The sequence below is a fragment of the Bradyrhizobium sp. Ken64 genome, assembly GCF_055807555.1.
The window spans coordinates 1-17,204 of sequence record NZ_JBVVPA010000014.1; the positions used below are offsets into that span (position 1 = coordinate 1).

A 17,204-nucleotide genomic window follows, 5' to 3' on the forward strand; every position below is an offset into this window, starting at 1 on the left:
AAAACCTTGGGGTCACCGCTCTCCAGGCAATGCAAAACTCTCCCGGCGGGAGCAAAACATTCTCAAGCTCTGAGGAGACCGCGCAGCGGTCGTCTCGAAGGACGAGGCGTTCGCCGAGGTCCGGGCGGGCTCTGAACCTATCGTTTCGCCGCTTCCTTCTGCAAATCCGGCGCGTTGACGGCCGGAATCGCAACGCGGCCGGCGCCGGTCACCTTCAACGCCTCGGCGGCCTTCTCGTTTTCCATGATCTTGGCCATCACGGCCTGTCCTGCGCGTTCGAAGATCGCGCGGTTCTCGATCACGAATTTTTGCGACTTGCGCAAGCCGTCGATGTAGCCGTTGATCTCCGGCACGACATAGCGCGCGACCATGTCCCAGCTCCGGCGCGTGTTCTCCGGATTGGCCCAGTCGTGCACGAAGCCGATGACGGCGCCGACGCCGCCGGACACCTGCATCACGTTCTTGATCATCTTGACGAGATCGTCGGGCGTGCCGATGACGGAGGCCGCGCCGTCGACGAAAGCGGTCTTGTCCACGGCCTCGTCGGGTGAGGCGAACGCGGTCAAGCCCGGCCGCTGCAGCGTGCCGACATTATATTCGTTGTGCCAGCGCATCAGGCCCGGGCCGGCCTCGCGGCGGGCCTGCTCGCGGGTTTCGGCGACGTGCCAGGTCAGCAGCACGCGCCAGTTCGCGCGATCGACCTTGGTGCCGTGCTTCTTCGCCGCGTCCTCGGCGAACTGCCATTGCTGCTGCAGCGACATCAGCCCCTGCGTCGTCATCGAACCCAGCGAGATGATGCCGATGCCGTATTTGCCGGCGAGCGTCATGCCGGAGGGCGAGATCTGCGAGGCCACGACGAACGGCATTTCCTCCTGCAAGGGCAGAAGCTGCAGCGCGGCGTCGTTCATGGTGAACCAGTCGCTCTTCGCGGTGACGCGCTCGCCGTCGAAGAGGCGGCGGATCACGCCGATCGCTTCGTCCTGGCGGTCGCGCTGCGTCATCGGATCGATCCCGAGCGTATGCGCGTCCGAGGCGAGCGCGCCGGGACCTGAGCCGAAGATGGCGCGGCCGCCCGTCATGTGGTCGAGCTGCACCATGCGCTGCGCGACGTTATAGGGATGGTGGTAGGGCAGCGACACCACGCCGGTGCCGAGCTTGATCCGCTTGGTGCGCTCACCGGCCGCAGCCAGGAACATCTCGGGCGAGGCGATCATCTCCCAGCCGGAGGAATGATGCTCGCCGCACCAGAACTCGTCATAGCCGAGCGCATCGAGCTGCTCGACCAGGTCGAGATCGCGCCGGAACTGGAGCATCGGATGCTCCCCGATCGGATGATGCGGGGCAAGGAAGGCTCCGAACTTCAGGCGCGCCATTGGCGTTCTCTCCAACTTACATTTTTTGTTTGTTTGTGACGCGAAGCTACGTGTTGAAGACAGCGAACGCAATCGCGCGATGTCCCGCGCGGTGGAATGCAGCCATGCGATGGAGCGCTCTGTCGGGGAAGACGTGAGACCTCGCGATACCTGCCTCGGAGGCCATCACGCGTTCGCGCGCCAATGCATCAAACCGTCACAAAGCAGATCGATTCGTCGCACCGCTGGTGGGCGACCTTCACGGCAACAAAAACGTCCTTCTGGCCGCCTGCTCGGCTCACCCTGATTTTGCCATTGAAGCCCTGCAATCAGCGCGCGCAGGATTTCTCGTCTCGCCCGCCCTGTTCCTGACGTTAATCATGATCTGCCCCGTATTCCTGGCGTGGATGCGCCGTGCATCTGCACGAAGTTGAGGCATTGCGGTTAATACGTGCGGATTTCTGCAGGCTTTCCTGAGATTTAGCACCTCATCGACAGCACACGGTCTTTTTATTTTGCGCTGCAGCAACTATTTGGTTTGGGTGGACGTTGAACGTCGCCTGCCAGGAGTTGCCGTGTCGTTAACCAGAAATGTCGATCTCTTGAGACGTCTGCCAAAGCTGGACGGATTGCGCTTCGCCGAGTTTGGCCGGAGCGCCGATGCGTCCAGTCCGTTGCAGGAGGTCACGGGCTTCGGCGACAATCCCGGCAATCTGCGCCTGTTCGCGTTCGTGCCGCCGCAACTGCAGAAGCCGCGAGCGCTCGTCGTCGTGCTGCACGGCTGCGGCCAGACGGCGGCAAGCTACGACCTCGGTGCCGGATGGTCGACGCTCGCCGAGCACTATGGCTTCGCGCTGTCGATGCCCGAGCAGCAGCGCATCAACAACAGCAACACATGCTTCAACTGGTTCAATCCCGAAGACACGGCACGGGACAGCGGCGAGGCGTGTTCGATTCGCGGGATGATCGCGCACATGATCGAAACCCATCGCGTCGATCCCAAGCGCATCTTCATCACGGGCCTGTCGGCCGGCGGCGGCATGACGTCGGTGATGCTCGCGACTTACCCTGAAGTCTTCGCGGCCGGTGCGGTCATCGCGGGACTTCCCTACGGCATCGCGACCAATCTGCGCGAGGCGCTGGACGGCATGTTTCATTCCCCGGAGCGGCCGGCGCGCGAACTTGGCGATCTGGTGCGGCGGGCCTCGAATCATCGCGGGCCGTGGCCGAAGATCTCGGTGTGGCACGGCAGCGCCGATCGCACCGTCAATCCCGGCAATGCCAACGAGATCGTCAAGCAATGGCTCGACCTGCACGATCTGCCCGAGGCGCCGATGGCGGAAACCGACATCGACGGATATCCGCGCCAGGCCTGGTGGAACAAGGACGGCGAGACGCTCGTCGAGTCCTACGCCATCACCGACATGGCACACGGCACGCCGCTCGGCCTTGCCGACAACGACCAGCGCTATGGCGTGGAAGGCGCGTTCCTGATCGAGGCCGGCATCTCCTCGTCCTATCACATCGCCAAATTCTTCGGCCTCACCGGCTGGATTCCCGACGCGGCGAAGAAGGCCGAGCCAAAGCCGACGCCGGCCCGCTCGCCCGCGCCGCATCTGGCCCGCTCGATCCGCGCGGCGGTCGCCGAAGAGCCGGCCGAGCCGAAGCGCGAGGAGGCCCGCGGCTTCGATCTCGGCCAGATCATCACGCGCGCCCTCACGGCCGCGGGATTGATGAAGTAATTCAGGCCGTCGCGCCGATAAGGCAGGAGTTTTGTGCCCGTCGTCGCTGCGATCCGCGACTGGGGTGTGACCGCAACCTGAGCCAGCCCGCAGCGTTCGCAGACGCCGCGGAATAGGCGCTCACATCTCGCCGGTGATGAACGGATTGGTCATCCGCTCCTGGCCGATGCTCGAGCCGGCGCCGTGGCCGCAGATGAAGCCGACGTCGTCGCCAAGCGGCAGCAGCTTGGTCTTGATGGAGTCGATCAGCGTCGCGTGGCTGCCGCCGGGCAGATCGGTGCGTCCGACCGAGCCTGCGAACAAGACGTCGCCGACATGGGCGAAGCGCAAGTCCTTGTTGAAGAACACCACGCTGCCGGGCGAATGGCCGGGGCAATGATAGATGTCGAACTTGAGATCGCCGATCGCCACGCTGTCGCCTTCGTCGAGCCAGCGGTCCGGCTCGAAATTGCGCACCCCCGTCATGCCGAAGCGCGCGCCGCTCTCGACCACGTTATCGAGCAGGAATTTGTCCGCGACGTGCGGGCCCTCGATCGGCACCTTCAGCGCGTCGCGCAGTTCGGCCGCGCCGCCGACATGGTCGATATGGCCGTGAGTCAGCCAGATCTTCTCCACGGTGACGCCGGTCTGTTTGATGGCGTCCAGGATCTTCGGCACGTCGCCGCCGGGATCGATCACCACGGCCTTCTTGGAAGGCTCGTCCCAGATGATGGTGCAATTCTGCTCGAACAGCGTCACGGGGACGATGATCGCGCCCGCCTTCGCGCCTGCCTCGGCTTGTGTCTCATTTTGCTCGGTCATGGCGCCACAATGCCGATTTTTGCCATGTCGCCAAGCAAAAGATTTGTCCACGGGGCTCGGGAACAGCCGCGGACATCGTCACACGGCCGTCCCAATTCGCCTGCTGGTTTGAACCGGGGCGCTCCTTCCGCGTTCTTCCGCGCGAGAAGCAGTTTTTGGATGGATTTCCCGCATGACTCAGGGCGGCAGCAATTGGTGGCGCGACGGCATCTTCTATCAGGTCTATCCGCGCTCCTTTCAGGATTCAAACGGCGACGGTGTGGGCGATCTCGCCGGCATTTTGCAGCGGCTGCCTTATGTGAAATCGCTCGGCGTCGACGCGATCTGGCTGTCGCCGATCTTCCCCTCGCCAATGGCCGATTTCGGCTACGACATCTCCGACTACACCGGCATCGAGCCGCTGTTCGGCACGATGGCGGATTTCGATGCGCTTCTCGCCGCCGCGCACGACAATGGCCTCAAGCTGATCCTCGACCTCGTGCCGAACCATACCTCGGACCAGCATCCCTGGTTCGTCGAGAGCCGCTCCTCGCGCGACAATCCCAAACGCGACTGGTACATCTGGCGCGACCCGGGCGAGGGTGGCGGCGTGCCGAACAATTGGCTGTCCGAGTTCGGCGGCAGCGCGTGGCAGTTCGACGAGACCACCGGACAATATTACTATCACGCCTTCCTCGCCCAGCAGCCGGATCTCAACTGGCGCAATCCCGATGTTCGCGCGGCGATCTACGACGTGATGCGGTTCTGGCTGGAGAAGGGCGTCGACGGCTTTCGCGTCGACGTGATCTGGCATCTGATCAAGGACGCCGAATTCCGCGACAACCCGCCCAATCCGCATTATGCCGAGGGCCGGCCGCCGAACGAAAGGATCCTCACGCAATATTCCACCGATCAGCCGGAGGTGCACGACGTCATCGCCGAGATGCGCCGCGTCACGGATGCCTATGATGCCCGCGTCCTGATCGGCGAGATCTATCTGCCGCTGCATCGCCTGATGGCCTATTACGGCAACGATCTCACTGGCGCGCAGATGCCGTTCAATTTCGCGCTGCTCTCGACCTTCTGGAGCGCGCGCTCGATCGAGAAGATCGTCGAGGATTACGAGAAGGCGCTGCCGAAGGGAGCCTGGCCGAACTGGGTGCTCGGCAACCACGATCGCCCGCGCGTCGCAAGCCGCGTCGGCCCAGAGCAGGCTCGAATCGCCGCCATGCTGCTGCTGACGCTGCGCGGAACGCCGACGCTGTATTACGGCGATGAGATCGGCATGCATCAGCTCGCGATCGCGCCCGAGGACGTGCGCGACCCCTTCGAGAAGAACGTGCCCGGCATCGGTGTCGGCCGCGACGGCTGCCGCACGCCGATGCAGTGGGATTCCTCCAACTTCGCCGGCTTCTCGGAGGTCAGGCCATGGCTGCCGCTGCCGGAGGATCACATCCGCAACAATGTCGTCGATCTCGACGCCGATCCAATTTCGATCCTGACGCTCTACAAACGCCTGATCGCGTTGCGGCAGCGCTGCCCGCCGCTGGTCGCGGGTGATTATCATCCGATCGCGGCGCAAGGCGATCTGCTGGTCTATCGCCGTGAGGCCGAGGGCAGGGCGGTGATCGTGGTGCTCAATCTCGGCCCTGAGCCGATCGCGGTCACCACCAGCGCGATCAAGTTCGGCAGCGAGATTCTGCTGTCGACGTTTCTGGATCGCGAAGAGGAGCGGCTCGAAGGCGTGCTGGATTTGCGCGGCAATGAGGGGGTAGTGGTGATGCCGCCATGACCGTCGTCCTGGACAAGCGAAGCGCAGATCCATGACCCATTACCCCAGGGAGTGGTTTCGCGAAAATTCGTAGTTTTCACTTCGAACGACAACGAGCGATTGGGGTAATGGGTCCTGGCTTTCGCCAGGACGACAACGGAGTGTGTAGTCGCACCTACCCCGGATGCTTGTTACCCCGCACCGTCTTGTCGATATCGCTCCGCTTCAACAGATAATCCAATCCGCCGACACGGTACCAGCGATAGCCGTAGGGCTCCAGCACGACGCGGTGCTGGCCGCGCTTGTCGGCATGGCTGTGGTCTTCCGCGAGCAGATTGATCAGGTGCGCGCCGGCCTCGCCGGGCAGCCCTGTCGAGAATGCGATCTCGCGCGGCTTCTCGTCGAGATTGTGCACGAACAGCACGGAATTGTTGCGCCAGTCGTAGCGCATGATGAACACGGCGGGATCGCGCGTCGCGATGATCGAAAAATCGCCCCAGCCGATCTCCGGCACCTCCTTGCGCATGCGGACGATGCGCTCGGTCCAGTTCAGCATCGAGTTGGGATCGCGTCGCTGCTTGGCGACGTTGACATGCGGATAGCCGTACGGTCCTTCGTCGATGACGGGCAGGGCCGGCTTGTCGCTGGTGGTGAAGCCGCCATGCGGCTCCGTCGACCATTGCATCGGCGTGCGCGCGCAATTGCGTTCCGGCAGCGAAAGATCATCGCCCATCGCGATCTCGTCGCCATAGCGGATCACCGGCGTTCCCGGCAGCGTGCACATCAGGCTGTAGGCGAGCTCGAGCCGCCGGCGGTCGCCGCCCAGCATCGGTGCCAGGCGGCGGCGAATTCCGCGGTCGTAGAGCTGCATGTCCTTGTCAGGACCGAAGCTTTTGAACACGGTGTCGCGCTGCGCCGGGGTCAATCGCCCGAGATCGAGCTCGTCATGATTGCGCAGGAACAGGCCCCATTGCGCCGAGGCGGGCCGCGGCTTGGTCGCCTTCAGCGCTTTGGCCAGCGGGCGGGAATCGGACGAGGCCAGCGCATAGAACAGATGCTGGTTGACCTGGAAATTGAACATCATATGCATGCGGTCGGCATCGCGGCCGAAATATTCCATGTCGGTTTTCGGCAGCACATTGGCTTCGGCGAGGATGATGGCGTCGCCCTGCCGCCACTGCAGGAATTCGCGGAATGCGCGCAGCATGTCGTATTGCTCGACCGGCTTTTTCACCTTGGCGCCCTTGGTCGCGATCACGAAAGGCACGGCATCCATGCGGAAGCCGGAGACGCCGAGCTGGATCCAGAAGCCCATGATCTTGAGGATCTCGGCCTGCACATGCGGGTTTGAGGTGTTGAGGTCGGGCTGGAAATTGTAGAAGCGGTGGAAGTACCAGGCGCCGGCCTCCTTGTCGCGCGTCCAGGTCGATTTCTGAACGCCGGGAAACACCATGCCCTGATTAGCGTTGGCCGGCTTCTTGTCGGACCAGACATACCAGTCGCGGTAGGGCGAATTCCTGTCGCTCCGCGCCGCCTTGAACCAGGGATGCTGGTCGGAGGTGTGGTTGACGACGAGATCGATGATGACGCGAATGCCGCGCTGCTTGCAGCCATGGGTGAACTCGACGAAATCGCCGAGCGTGCCGTAGCGGGCATCGACACTGTAATAATCCGCGACATCGTAGCCATCGTCGCGGCCGGGCGAGGTCTGGAACGGCATCAGCCAGATCGTGGTGATGCCGAGGCCGTGCAGATAATCGAGCCGGCGCAGCAGGCCCTTGAAATCGCCGATGCCATCGCCGTTGGCGTCCATATAGGTGCCGACGGAGAGGCAATAGATGATGGCGTTCTTGTACCAGAGATCGTCGATCATGCGCGCGCAGCCTCGGTGGTTCCGCCGAGGTGCGGCGGCTGCGTGATAAGTGTTAAGAGCGAGAGCGGTTCCGTACTCCGCCGTCGTCCTGGACAAGCGAAGCGCAGATCCAGGACCCATTGCCACAGGCCAAAATTTGACGAGGACTGGTGGTTATCAGCTCGCGCACCAACGATCCCTTGGGGTAATGGGTTCTTGCTTTCGCCAGGACGACAACTGAGGAATCGGCTATCCTCCCCCTCATGGACAACACCGCCCGCATTGCCCTCGTGCCGCCGCCGGACCGCCGTCAATCCGAGACAGCGCTGGCGATCGCGCGCGGCACGGCGCGGTTGTTGCGCTCACTCGGATTCACCTGCATTAGCGAATTGCCGCTGCCCTCCGGGCGGCGCGCCGATCTCGTCGCGCTGAACGAGCGTGGCGAGATCTGGATCGTCGAGATCAAGTCGTCGGTGGAGGATTTGCGCGCCGATCAGAAATGGCACGAATACCGGGCGCATTGCGACCGGCTGTTCTTCGCCTTCACCCAGGACCTGCCTTGCGAGATCTTTCCTGAAGATACCGGCCTCATCATCGCGGATGCCTATGGCGCGCACCTGCAGTGCGAGGCGCCCGAGCACAAGCTCGCTGCGGCCACGCGCAAGCAGATGACGGTGCGGTTCGCCATGGCGGCGGCGTTGCGGATCAACCGGCTGGTCGATCCGCAGGGGCATGCCGAGTTTTGGGAGTGAGTCCGTAGCCCGGATGGAGCGCAAGCGTAATCCGGGATTCGCGCATACGGAACGGCTGTCCCGGATTACGCTTCGCTCCATCCGGGCTACGCAAAGATCCGCGACACCGTTATCGCGGCGCGCGCTTCGCCAGAATCCGCTGCAACGTGCGCCGGTGCATGTTGAGTCTGCGCGCCGTCTCCGAGACGTTGCGGTTGCACATCTCGTAGATGCGCTGGATGTGTTCCCAGCGCACGCGGTCGGCCGACATCGGGTTCGCCGGCAACTCGGACTTGTCCGAGCTGGTCGACAGCAGCGCTGCGACGACGTCGTCCGCATCCGCGGGCTTTGAGAGATAATCGACCGCGCCCATCTTCACCGCGGTGACGGCGGTGGCGATGTTGCCATAGCCGGTCAGCACGATCGCGCGGGCGTCGGGGCGCTTCTTCTTCAGCGCCGAGACCACGTCGAGACCGTTGCCATCACCGAGCCGCAGATCGACCACGGCGAATGCCGGCGCCGCCCTGCCGATCTGCGCCAGGCCGTCCGAGACGGTGTCGCATGACGTCACCGCAAAGCCGCGCGTTTCCATGGCACGCGACAGCCGCTCCAGGAACGGCTTGTCGTCCTCTACGATCAGAAGCGAGCGGTCGGTCTGTTCATTCAGTTCGGCGATGGCGTTCAAGGTTTGTCCTCTCTCCAACGCATCTACATATGGCCTCGCAATCGGGCGGTGCCAAGGCCGCCAATGGTCGATCGGCCCCGTTGTGCGACGCAAGGTCGCGGCCTATCCTATTGTTTCTTCAAAGGTCTCGATAGCCTCAAAACGCTCCCTCGGCCATGTGATCTGGACCACGGCGCCATGGTCCGGAAAAGTCCGGTTGGTAAACGAGACCTTGGCGCCGGTGCGCTCCAGCAAAGTGCGCGCGATGAACACGCCGAGCCCGAGGCCGCCGCCTTCGTCCTTGCTGCGCCGCCGCGACAAATAGGGCTCGCCGATCCGGTTCAGGATGTCAGGCGGAATGCCGGGACCATCGTCGGAGATCACGAGCTCGATCGTGTCCTTGTTCCACCACGCATTCACCTCGACGGTGGTGCGGGCGAAATCGACCGCGTTCTCGACGATGTTGCCGACGCCGTAGAGGATCGCCGGATTGCGCGAGCCCACCGGCTCGGCCACGATGACAACGGCGATGCGCACCTTGATATCGACGCCGAAATCGCGGTGGGGCGCCACCACCTCCTCGATCAGCTCCGACAGCTTCATGCGGTCGAACGGTGCGCCGGTGGAGGAGAGCTGGGTGATCTTGCTCAATATGTCGCGGCAACGCTGCGTCTGCTCGCGCAGGGTCTTCAGGTCGGCGGCAAAGTTCGGCTCCTTCACCGTCTTCTCCAGCTCGCGCGAGATCAGGAAGATCGTCGCGAGCGGCGTGCCGAGCTCGTGCGCCGCGGCCGCCGCGAGGCCGTCGAGCTGGGTCAGATGCTGCTCGCGCGTCAGCACCAGCTCGGTCGCGGCCAGCGCGTCGGCGAGCTTGCGCGCCTCCTCGGTGACCTGGAACGAGTAGAGGCTGGTGACGCCGATCGCGAGCGCGATCGAGAGCCAGACGCCGACGAGATAGATTGGCGGCAGCACCAGCGGATCGTCGGAATCCCACGGCAGCGGCAGATGGAAGAAGAACAGGATCGAGGCGCAGGCGACAGCCAGCACGCCGAGGCCGAAGGTGAAGCGGGCCGGCAGCGCGGTCGCCGAGATCAGCACGGGCGCGAGGAACAGGAACGAGAACGGGTTCTGGAGTCCACCGGTGAGGAACAGGAGACCCGCCAGCTCCACGATATTGAGCGCGAGCAGTCCGGCCGCCTGCATCGGCTCCAGCCGCTGCAGCGGATTGGATACGGTCTGGAGCGCCAGATTGAGCGCCGCCGACAGAGCGATGATGCTGACGCAGGGGACGATCTCGACATTGAATTCCAGCCCCTGCGCCACGATGAAGATCGCGGCGAGCTGGCCCAGCACCGCGAGCCAGCGCAGCCGCAGGATCGTATCCAGGCGGATATGCCGCTGCGCGGGGCGAAAGTCGGAAGCGGCAAGTTCGGTCATTTCGGCCAAGGGGGCGGTGCCTTCTCGATCACAAGCGCGCGGCTCACGGAACCACCGGATTACAAGCCTTGCGCTCTCCGCTGCAATAGCAGAAGAACGCCCAGCATGACCGAGAATGACAAGGCTTCAAGCTGGCCGACTGTCGCGGATCGCAGCCTCTCCGCGGCCATCGCGGTCGATCACCTCGTCAAGGTGTACAAGCAGACCCGCGCCGTCGACGACATCTCCTTTTCGCTTCCGCGCGGCAGCATCACCGGGCTGCTGGGCGGCAACGGCGCCGGCAAGACCACAACCATCGCGACGATCATGGGCCTGGTGCTGCCGACCTCCGGCCGCGTCCAGGTGCTCGGGCATCAGATGCCGGAGGACAGTGCTTCCGTGCTGGGCCGGATGAACTTCGAGAGCCCCTATGTTGACATGCCGATGCGGCTCACAGTGCGTCAGAACCTCACCGTGTTCGGCAAGCTCTATGCGGTGAAGAACCTCTCCGACCGCATCGCTGAGCTCGCCTGCGATCTCGATCTCACCGAGTTCATCGACCGCGCCAACGGCAAGCTCTCCGCAGGACAAAAAACGCGCGTTGCGCTTGCCAAGGCGCTTATCAACCAGCCCGAACTGCTGTTGCTGGACGAGCCGACCGCCTCGCTCGATCCCGACACCGCCGACTGGGTCCGAGGCCATCTGGAGCGTTATCGCAAGGCGAACAACGCCACCATCCTCCTGGCCTCGCACAACATGCTCGAGGTCGAGCGGCTCTGCGACCGCGTCATCATCATGAAGCGCGGCCGCATCGAGGACGACGATACGCCCGAGGCCATCATGGCGCGCTACAACCGCACCACGCTGGAAGAGGTGTTTCTGGACGTCGCGCGCGGCCGGGTGAACGGCGCGCAGGAGGCGGTGCGATGAGAAACTGTATTCGTAGCCCGGATGGAGCGCAGCGCAATCCGGGGCCTTCGCTTGTGGCACGATTCCCGGATTACGCTTCGCTCCATCCGGGCTACGGGAGAGCGGAATGAGTGAGGCCTCCCTCCACCGCGGCATCTCCCTCCATCGCATCGGCGCGATGATCCTGCGCTATTGGTACCTCTTGCTTTCGTCCTGGCCGCGGCTGCTCGAGCTGCTGTATTGGCCGGCGCTGCAGGTCATCACCTGGGGCTTTCTTCAGCTTTATATCGCGCAGAATGCGAACTTCTTCGCGCGTGCCGGCGGCACGCTGATCGGCGCCGTCATCCTCTGGGACATCCTGTTTCGCGGGCAGCTCGGCTTTTCGATCTCGTTCCTGGAAGAGATGTGGGCGCGCAACCTCGGCAATCTCATGATGAGCCCGTTGAAGCCGATCGAATTCCTGCTGTCGCTGATGATCATGAGCCTGATCAGGCTCGCGATCGGCGTCATCCCGATGACGCTGCTCGCGCTGTTCCTGTTTCACTTCAATGTTTATGCGCTCGGCGTGCCGCTGATCGCGTTCTTCTGCAATCTGATCTTCACGAGCTGGTCGGTCGGCATCTTCGTCTCCGGCCTGGTGCTGCGAAACGGCCTCGGTGCCGAGAGCATCGTCTGGACCCTGATGTTCGGAATCATGCCGCTCGCCTGCGTCTACTATCCCGTCAGCGTGCTGCCGGTCTGGTTGCAATATATCGCCTGGACGCTGCCGCCGACCTATGTGTTCGAAGGGATGCGCGCGCTGCTGATCGAAAACACCTTCAGGACCGATCTGATGCTGAGCGCGTTGGCCATCAACGCGGTGCTGTTGGTTGCATCTTTTGGGGCATTCCTTGCCCTTTTGCGCAGCGCCCGGATGCAGGGCTCGCTGCTGTCAGGCGGCGAATAACGTCACTTTCTCGTGGATTCAGCCCGGTTTTGGCACCTGGGCCACGTAGATGTACGGAACCATGCATTGACGCAATATTACGCATTCGGCAGTATGCTGCGATGCGAAGAGGAATATAGCGATGCCGATTGGTGAGTTTGGCGGCGCGCCGCCCCTGGTGGCCGAAGGCAGTCCGGTCCTGACGACGCCGATGTACTGGATGTACGAGATGGGGCAAGCCTCTCTCAATCCGGCGCGTGCGATCACGGACGCGACCAAGCTGCTGTTTCAAAATCCCCTCAATCCATGGGCACGCACCGAGGTCGGCAAGTCGGTTGCCGCGGCCTGCGAATTGTTCGAACGCACCACGCGCCGTTACGGCAAGCCGGAATGGGGCCTCAACGACACCGAGGTCAACGGCATCCGTGTCCCCGTCGAGGTCCGCTCGGTCTGGGAAAAGCCGTTCTGCCGCCTGCTCTATTTCGATCGCAAGTTCACCCGTCCGCTGCGCAGCCCGCAGCCGCGCGTGCTGATCGTAGCGCCGATGTCCGGCCATTACGCGACGCTGCTCCGCGGCACGGTCGAGGCTTTCCTGCCGGCGCATGAGGTCTACATCACCGATTGGGCCGATGCCCGCATGGTGCCGCTTAGCGACGGCCGTTTCGATCTCGACGACTACATCGACTACGTCATCGAGATGCTGCACGTTCTCGGCGGCAACACGCATGTGCTGGCGGTGTGCCAGCCCTCGGTTCCCGTCGTCGCCGCCGTTTCGATCATGGAAGCGCGGCGTGATCCCTTCGTGCCGACCTCAATGACGCTGATGGGCGGTCCGATCGACACCCGTCGCAATCCGACCGGGGTGAACAACCTCGCCCAGGAGCGCGGCATCGACTGGTTCCGCAACCACGTCATCACCAAGGTGCCGTTCCCGCATCCGGGCATGATGCGCGACGTCTATCCGGGCTTCTTGCAGCTCAACGGCTTCATCAGCATGAATCTCGACCGGCATATGGATGCCCACAAGCAGCTGTTCGCCAATCTGGTGAAGGGCGACGGCGATCTCGTCGACAAGCATCGTGACTTCTACGACGAATATCTCGCGGTGATGGATCTCTCCGCCGAGTATTACCTGCAGACCGTCGACACCGTGTTCGTGAAGCATTCGCTGCCAAAGGGCGAGATGACCCATCGTGGAACACGCGTCGATCCCTCCAAGGTCACGCGCGTCGCGTTGATGACGGTCGAAGGCGAGAACGACGACATCTCCGGCATCGGTCAGACCGAAGCAACGCACACATTGTGCAGCTCGATTCCCGATCATCGCCGCGTTCATTACGTCCAGAAGGGCGTCGGACATTACGGCGTGTTCAATGGCTCGCGCTTCAAATCGGAAATCGTGCCGCGCATCCACGACTTCATGGTCTCGGCGGCGAATCCGAGCTCATTGCAGGCGCTCGCGGCCGAATAATCGCGTTTTTCGGCTTTCCCGCTGAAAATCGACGCCCTGTCGGAGGCTCCGACAGGGGTCAGTTCCCGCCAGATTCGCGGTATTTAGGTAGCTTTGTAGGAGTGAGTCTATCCTCACCCCTTGGGGGTGCCGCATGCGCCTGACGGGGGCGAAAAAAGCCGGTTCCGACCCCAGTCTGTAGGGTCTCCCGGGCCCCAGACCCCTGTATATTGGGCAAATGATTTGTTTTTGCGCCGAGCGCTTTCCCTGGCGGCGGTTATGGCAGAATCCGGGCGCTCTCCTGCCCCCCGGACTGACAGACATGGCCACTCGCGCACTCCTCTATCGGCGGCCCCACGAGCCGAAGACCCTCCTGATCACCCATGGATCGCAATATTTTGCGATTCGGCTGCGCCGGCATCGCCGCGCGCGTCGTTACACGCTCAGAATTCATCCGAGCGATCGCGAAGCCATCCTCACCATGCCGCCGCGCGGCACGCTCGCCGAAGCAAAAGACTTCGCGCAGCGCCACGGCGCATGGATCGCGGCACGTCTCGGCCGTTTGCCGAAGGCCGCGCCGTTCCAGCCTGGCACAGTGATACCGCTTCGCGGCGTTTCCCATCGCATCGTTCATCGCGCCGGCACTCGCGGTACGGTGTGGACGGAAGTGCGCGATAGCGGTGAACGCATTCTCTGCGTCGCCGGCGGCGTCGAGCATGCCGACCGTCGCGTCAGCGACTTCCTCAAGCGCGAGGCGCGTCGCGATCTTCAGCGTGCGGCGGAATCCTACGCCGTCGAGCTCGGCGTCAAGGTCAAGCGGCTCTCGATCCGCGATCAATCCAGCCGCTGGGGCTCCTGCACCTCGGCCGGCTCGCTGTCGTTCTCCTGGCGCCTGATCCTCGCGCCGCCTTACGTGCTCGACTATCTCGCCGCCCACGAGGTCGCCCATCTCGTCGAGATGAACCACTCGGCGCGATTCTGGCGCGTCTGCGGCAAGGTCTGCCCATCGATGGAGCGCGCCAAGAAGTGGCTCGATACGTACGGCAACGATTTGCACCGCTACGGGGTCGAGGATTAGGGCTCGTTGGTGCCTCATGTGACGCTGTCATCGCCCGCGAAAGCGGGCGATCCAGTATTCCAGAGGCCTTAGTGATTGATCGAGAAGCCGCGGCGTACTGGATTTCCCGCTTTCGCGGGGAATGAAAGCCCAGCGCGCACTTCAAGCGTCTTTGCTGCCCGCGCAAGCCGTTGATTTCGTTATCCTCGGCTACTGTGCATGGGGTTGTTTTCGCAGTTTTTGTTTTGAGGTCATCGCGACCTCAAGCAGAACCTAGCGATTTCCGCCGAACAGCCGGTCCATCAGCCAGCCATCGAGTCCTGCCGCTGCTTCCGGTCGCGCATTGGCGCGCGTGGGGGGCGGGCGATAGCCGCCGTTGTTGACAGGTGCCGGTGCGGGCGCTGCCGCTGTCGGCGGCGACACCTGCGATGCCGCCTGCGCGAGATTCGACAGGCCCCAGCTGCCTTGCAAGCTCGGCAAGGCTGCCACCGGCACGCCCTCGTGCGCCGTCTTCATGAAGCGCGACCAGACTTCGACCGGCAAGCCGCCGCCGGTCGCCTTCTTGGTCGGCGAGTTGTCGTCATTGCCGAGCCACACGCCGGTGACGAGGTTGGCGGTGTAGCCGATGAACCAGGCGTCGCGGTAGTCCTGGCTGGTGCCGGTCTTGCCGGCCGCCGGCCAGCCCGGGATCTCCGCCTTCTTGGCGGTGCCGCTGATCAGCGTTTCCCGCATCATCGCGTTCATCATGCCGACATAGCGCGGGTCGACCACCTGGTTGTGCTCGTCCGCCTGGCGCATGTAGAGCAGCTTGCCACTGAGCGTCCTGATCCGGGTGACGACATGCGGCGTCGCCGCGAAGCCGCCATTGGCGAAAGGTGCATAGGCGCCGACCAGCTCGACCATCGAGACTTCGGAGGTGCCGAGCGCGATCGAGGCGTTGGGCTCGAGCTTCGAGGTGATGCCGAGCCGGTGCGCGGTGCGCACCACATTCTTCGGCCCGACCTCGAGGCCGAGGCGGATGGCGACCGTGTTGAGCGACATCGCGAGCGCCTGGGTCAGCGTCACCGCGCCGAAATATTCGTGGGTGTAGTTCTCAGGCTTCCAGCCCTTGACCTCGATCGGCGCGTCCTGGCGGAGCGTGTCCGGCGTCAGTCCCTGCTCGAGCGCGGTCAGGTACACGAATGGCTTGAACGAGGAGCCCGGCTGGCGCCTGGCGGTGACCGCGCGGTTGTACTGGCTCTCGGAATAGTTCCGGCCGCCGACCATGGCGCGCACTGCGCCGTCAGGCGTCATCGCCACCAGCGCGCCCTGGCTGACATTGAACTTCACGCTCTTGGCCGCGAGCTCGTCGATGATGGCGGCTTCCGCCACGCTCTGGAGCTTCGGATCGATCGTGGTCTCGACTTTGATGCTCTCGTCGATCTGGCCGACCAGATCGTCCAGCACCTCGCCGATCCAGTCGGCGACGTAATTGATCGTGCCGGCGCCGACCGGCTTCACATTGTAGGAGGGTTGGCCGATCGAGGCCTGCGCCTGCGCCTCGGTGATGAATTTGGCATCCGCCATCGCCGTGAGCACGATTTTCGCGCGCGCTTCTGCGCCCTCGGGATTTCGGTTCGGCGCGAGCCTTGACGGCGATTTGACGAGGCCCGCCAGCATCGCGGCCTCCGCGACAGTGACGTTCTTGGCCGACTTGCCGAAATACCTTTGCGCGGCAGCTTCGACGCCGTAGGCGCCGGAGCCGAAATAGACGCGGTTGAGATAGAGCTCCAAGATCTCGTTCTTGGAATGCTTGCGCTCCAGCCAGATCGCGAGCTCCGCTTCCTGCAGCTTGCGCGCCATGGTGCGCTCCTGGGTCAGGAACAGGTTTTTCGCCAATTGCTGCGTCAGTGTCGAGCCGCCCTGCGACACGCCGCGATGGAGCACGTTGGTGACGAGCGCGCGCAGGATGCCGACGGGATCGATGCCGAAATGCGAATAGAAGCGGCGGTCCTCAATGGCGATGAACGCCTTGGGCAGATATTGCGGCAAATCTTTCAGCGAGACGTTGGCGCCGGCCATCTCGCCGCGCTGCGCCAGCATGCTGCCGTCGATGCCGACGATCTGGATCGTCGGTGGCCGCTTGGGGATTTCCAGCGACTGGATCGGCGGCAGATGAGCGCCGACCCAGATCACGACGCCGATCACGGCGATCGCGCCCCACAGGCCCAGCACCGCGCCCCAATAGACCAGGCGACCGAGACCAGCGCCGATGCGCGACTTCGATCGCCGCTTGGCACTGCCGCGGCCGGCTGGCGCCTTCCGCTCGCGCGGCGGCTCGTCGCCGGCATCCTCGCGCTTGCGCTTGGCGGATGATTTCGTTGATTTCTTCGGCTTGTCGTCACCGCCGGGAATCCGGTCGGCCGCGGTCAGGCGCAGATCGGCGAGTGCTGCAGGCAAGCCGAACAGCGGCTCCTTGCGCCCACTCTTTTTCTTTCCCAACCCCATACGCAAACGCCCGGTCAGCTCGCCCCGCCGCACGCTAGCGGTCGCTGTTTAAGGCCCGGTTACCCAGAGCT

Annotated in this window: 13 protein-coding genes; 7 read left to right on the top strand and 6 right to left on the bottom strand. The window is 63.6% G+C overall.

Translation table 11 applies throughout. The annotated features are described in order from the left end of the window. Positions 1–137: 137 nt before the first annotated feature. A complete protein-coding gene (locus tag AC0L2F_RS22175) occupies positions 138–1,373 on the bottom strand; it encodes an LLM class flavin-dependent oxidoreductase (RefSeq protein ID WP_473249849.1) in 1,236 nt (411 codons plus the stop codon). 554 nt (positions 1,374–1,927) lie between these two features. Between AC0L2F_RS22175 and AC0L2F_RS22180 the strand changes: the two genes are divergently transcribed. After that, positions 1,928–3,094, top strand: a complete 1,167-nt coding sequence (locus AC0L2F_RS22180) for an extracellular catalytic domain type 1 short-chain-length polyhydroxyalkanoate depolymerase (RefSeq protein ID WP_473249850.1) — start codon at positions 1,928–1,930, stop codon at positions 3,092–3,094. Positions 3,095–3,214: 120 nt separating this feature from the next. Here the strand turns inward: AC0L2F_RS22180 and AC0L2F_RS22185 are convergent, their stop codons facing one another. After that, positions 3,215–3,895: an MBL fold metallo-hydrolase gene (locus AC0L2F_RS22185; RefSeq protein ID WP_473249851.1), complete on the bottom strand. Its 681-nt coding sequence runs from the start codon at positions 3,893–3,895 to the stop codon at positions 3,215–3,217. Between the two features lie 172 nt (positions 3,896–4,067). Here AC0L2F_RS22185 and AC0L2F_RS22190 point away from each other — a divergent pair, with 172 nt between their 5' ends. Beyond that, positions 4,068–5,666: an alpha-amylase family glycosyl hydrolase gene (locus AC0L2F_RS22190; RefSeq protein ID WP_473249852.1), complete on the top strand. Its 1,599-nt coding sequence runs from the start codon at positions 4,068–4,070 to the stop codon at positions 5,664–5,666. A 154-nt stretch (positions 5,667–5,820) separates the two neighbouring features. Here AC0L2F_RS22190 and AC0L2F_RS22195 read toward each other — a convergent pair whose 3' ends face one another. Continuing rightward, positions 5,821–7,518: an alpha-amylase family protein gene (locus AC0L2F_RS22195; RefSeq protein ID WP_473249853.1), complete on the bottom strand. Its 1,698-nt coding sequence runs from the start codon at positions 7,516–7,518 to the stop codon at positions 5,821–5,823. A gap of 242 nt (positions 7,519–7,760) precedes the next feature. Here AC0L2F_RS22195 and AC0L2F_RS22200 point away from each other — a divergent pair, with 242 nt between their 5' ends. Beyond that, positions 7,761–8,249, top strand: a complete 489-nt coding sequence (locus tag AC0L2F_RS22200) for an MmcB family DNA repair protein (protein WP_473249854.1) — start codon at positions 7,761–7,763, stop codon at positions 8,247–8,249. 109 nt (positions 8,250–8,358) lie between these two features. Here AC0L2F_RS22200 and AC0L2F_RS22205 read toward each other — a convergent pair whose 3' ends face one another. Continuing rightward, a complete protein-coding gene (locus tag AC0L2F_RS22205; protein ID WP_473249855.1) occupies positions 8,359–8,913 on the bottom strand; it encodes an ActR/PrrA/RegA family redox response regulator transcription factor in 555 nt (184 codons plus the stop codon). Positions 8,914–9,015: 102 nt separating this feature from the next. Next, on the bottom strand, positions 9,016–10,326 hold the full coding sequence (locus AC0L2F_RS22210; protein ID WP_007616005.1) for an ActS/PrrB/RegB family redox-sensitive histidine kinase: 1,311 nt from the start codon (positions 10,324–10,326) through the stop codon (positions 9,016–9,018). Positions 10,327–10,431: 105 nt separating this feature from the next. Between AC0L2F_RS22210 and AC0L2F_RS22215 the strand changes: the two genes are divergently transcribed. The 4 genes from AC0L2F_RS22215 to AC0L2F_RS22230 all read left to right on the top strand — a co-directional run bounded on the left by AC0L2F_RS22215 (position 10,432) and on the right by AC0L2F_RS22230 (position 14,667). Next, positions 10,432–11,235, top strand: a complete 804-nt coding sequence (locus tag AC0L2F_RS22215; RefSeq protein WP_473249856.1) for an ABC transporter ATP-binding protein — start codon at positions 10,432–10,434, stop codon at positions 11,233–11,235. 106 nt (positions 11,236–11,341) lie between these two features. Further along, positions 11,342–12,160, top strand: a complete 819-nt coding sequence (locus AC0L2F_RS22220) for an ABC transporter permease (protein ID WP_007616001.1) — start codon at positions 11,342–11,344, stop codon at positions 12,158–12,160. 121 nt (positions 12,161–12,281) lie between these two features. Further along, positions 12,282–13,610: a polyhydroxyalkanoate depolymerase gene (locus tag AC0L2F_RS22225; protein ID WP_063996486.1), complete on the top strand. Its 1,329-nt coding sequence runs from the start codon at positions 12,282–12,284 to the stop codon at positions 13,608–13,610. A gap of 217 nt (positions 13,611–13,827) precedes the next feature. Continuing rightward, entirely contained in the window at positions 13,828–14,667 is an 840-nt protein-coding gene (locus AC0L2F_RS22230; protein WP_007615997.1) for a M48 family metallopeptidase, read from the top strand. A 252-nt stretch (positions 14,668–14,919) separates the two neighbouring features. Here AC0L2F_RS22230 and AC0L2F_RS22235 read toward each other — a convergent pair whose 3' ends face one another. Continuing rightward, a complete protein-coding gene (locus tag AC0L2F_RS22235) occupies positions 14,920–17,133 on the bottom strand; it encodes a transglycosylase domain-containing protein (RefSeq protein WP_473249857.1) in 2,214 nt (737 codons plus the stop codon). Between the last annotated feature and the right edge of the window lie 71 nt (positions 17,134–17,204).

Coding starts and splice junctions, on each gene's coding strand:
- AC0L2F_RS22190 (WP_473249852.1), top strand. CDS start 4,068: ATGACTCAGGGCGGCAGCAATTGGTGGCGCGACGGCATCTTCTATCAG.
- AC0L2F_RS22210 (WP_007616005.1), bottom strand. CDS start 10,326: ATGACCGAACTTGCCGCTTCCGACTTTCGCCCCGCGCAGCGGCATATC.
- AC0L2F_RS22185 (WP_473249851.1), bottom strand. CDS start 3,895: ATGACCGAGCAAAATGAGACACAAGCCGAGGCAGGCGCGAAGGCGGGC.
- AC0L2F_RS22230 (WP_007615997.1), top strand. CDS start 13,828: ATGATTTGTTTTTGCGCCGAGCGCTTTCCCTGGCGGCGGTTATGGCAG.
- AC0L2F_RS22175 (WP_473249849.1), bottom strand. CDS start 1,373: ATGGCGCGCCTGAAGTTCGGAGCCTTCCTTGCCCCGCATCATCCGATC.
- AC0L2F_RS22215 (WP_473249856.1), top strand. CDS start 10,432: ATGACCGAGAATGACAAGGCTTCAAGCTGGCCGACTGTCGCGGATCGC.
- AC0L2F_RS22225 (WP_063996486.1), top strand. CDS start 12,282: ATGCCGATTGGTGAGTTTGGCGGCGCGCCGCCCCTGGTGGCCGAAGGC.
- AC0L2F_RS22220 (WP_007616001.1), top strand. CDS start 11,342: ATGAGTGAGGCCTCCCTCCACCGCGGCATCTCCCTCCATCGCATCGGC.
- AC0L2F_RS22195 (WP_473249853.1), bottom strand. CDS start 7,518: ATGATCGACGATCTCTGGTACAAGAACGCCATCATCTATTGCCTCTCC.
- AC0L2F_RS22235 (WP_473249857.1), bottom strand. CDS start 17,133: ATGGGGTTGGGAAAGAAAAAGAGTGGGCGCAAGGAGCCGCTGTTCGGC.
- AC0L2F_RS22200 (WP_473249854.1), top strand. CDS start 7,761: ATGGACAACACCGCCCGCATTGCCCTCGTGCCGCCGCCGGACCGCCGT.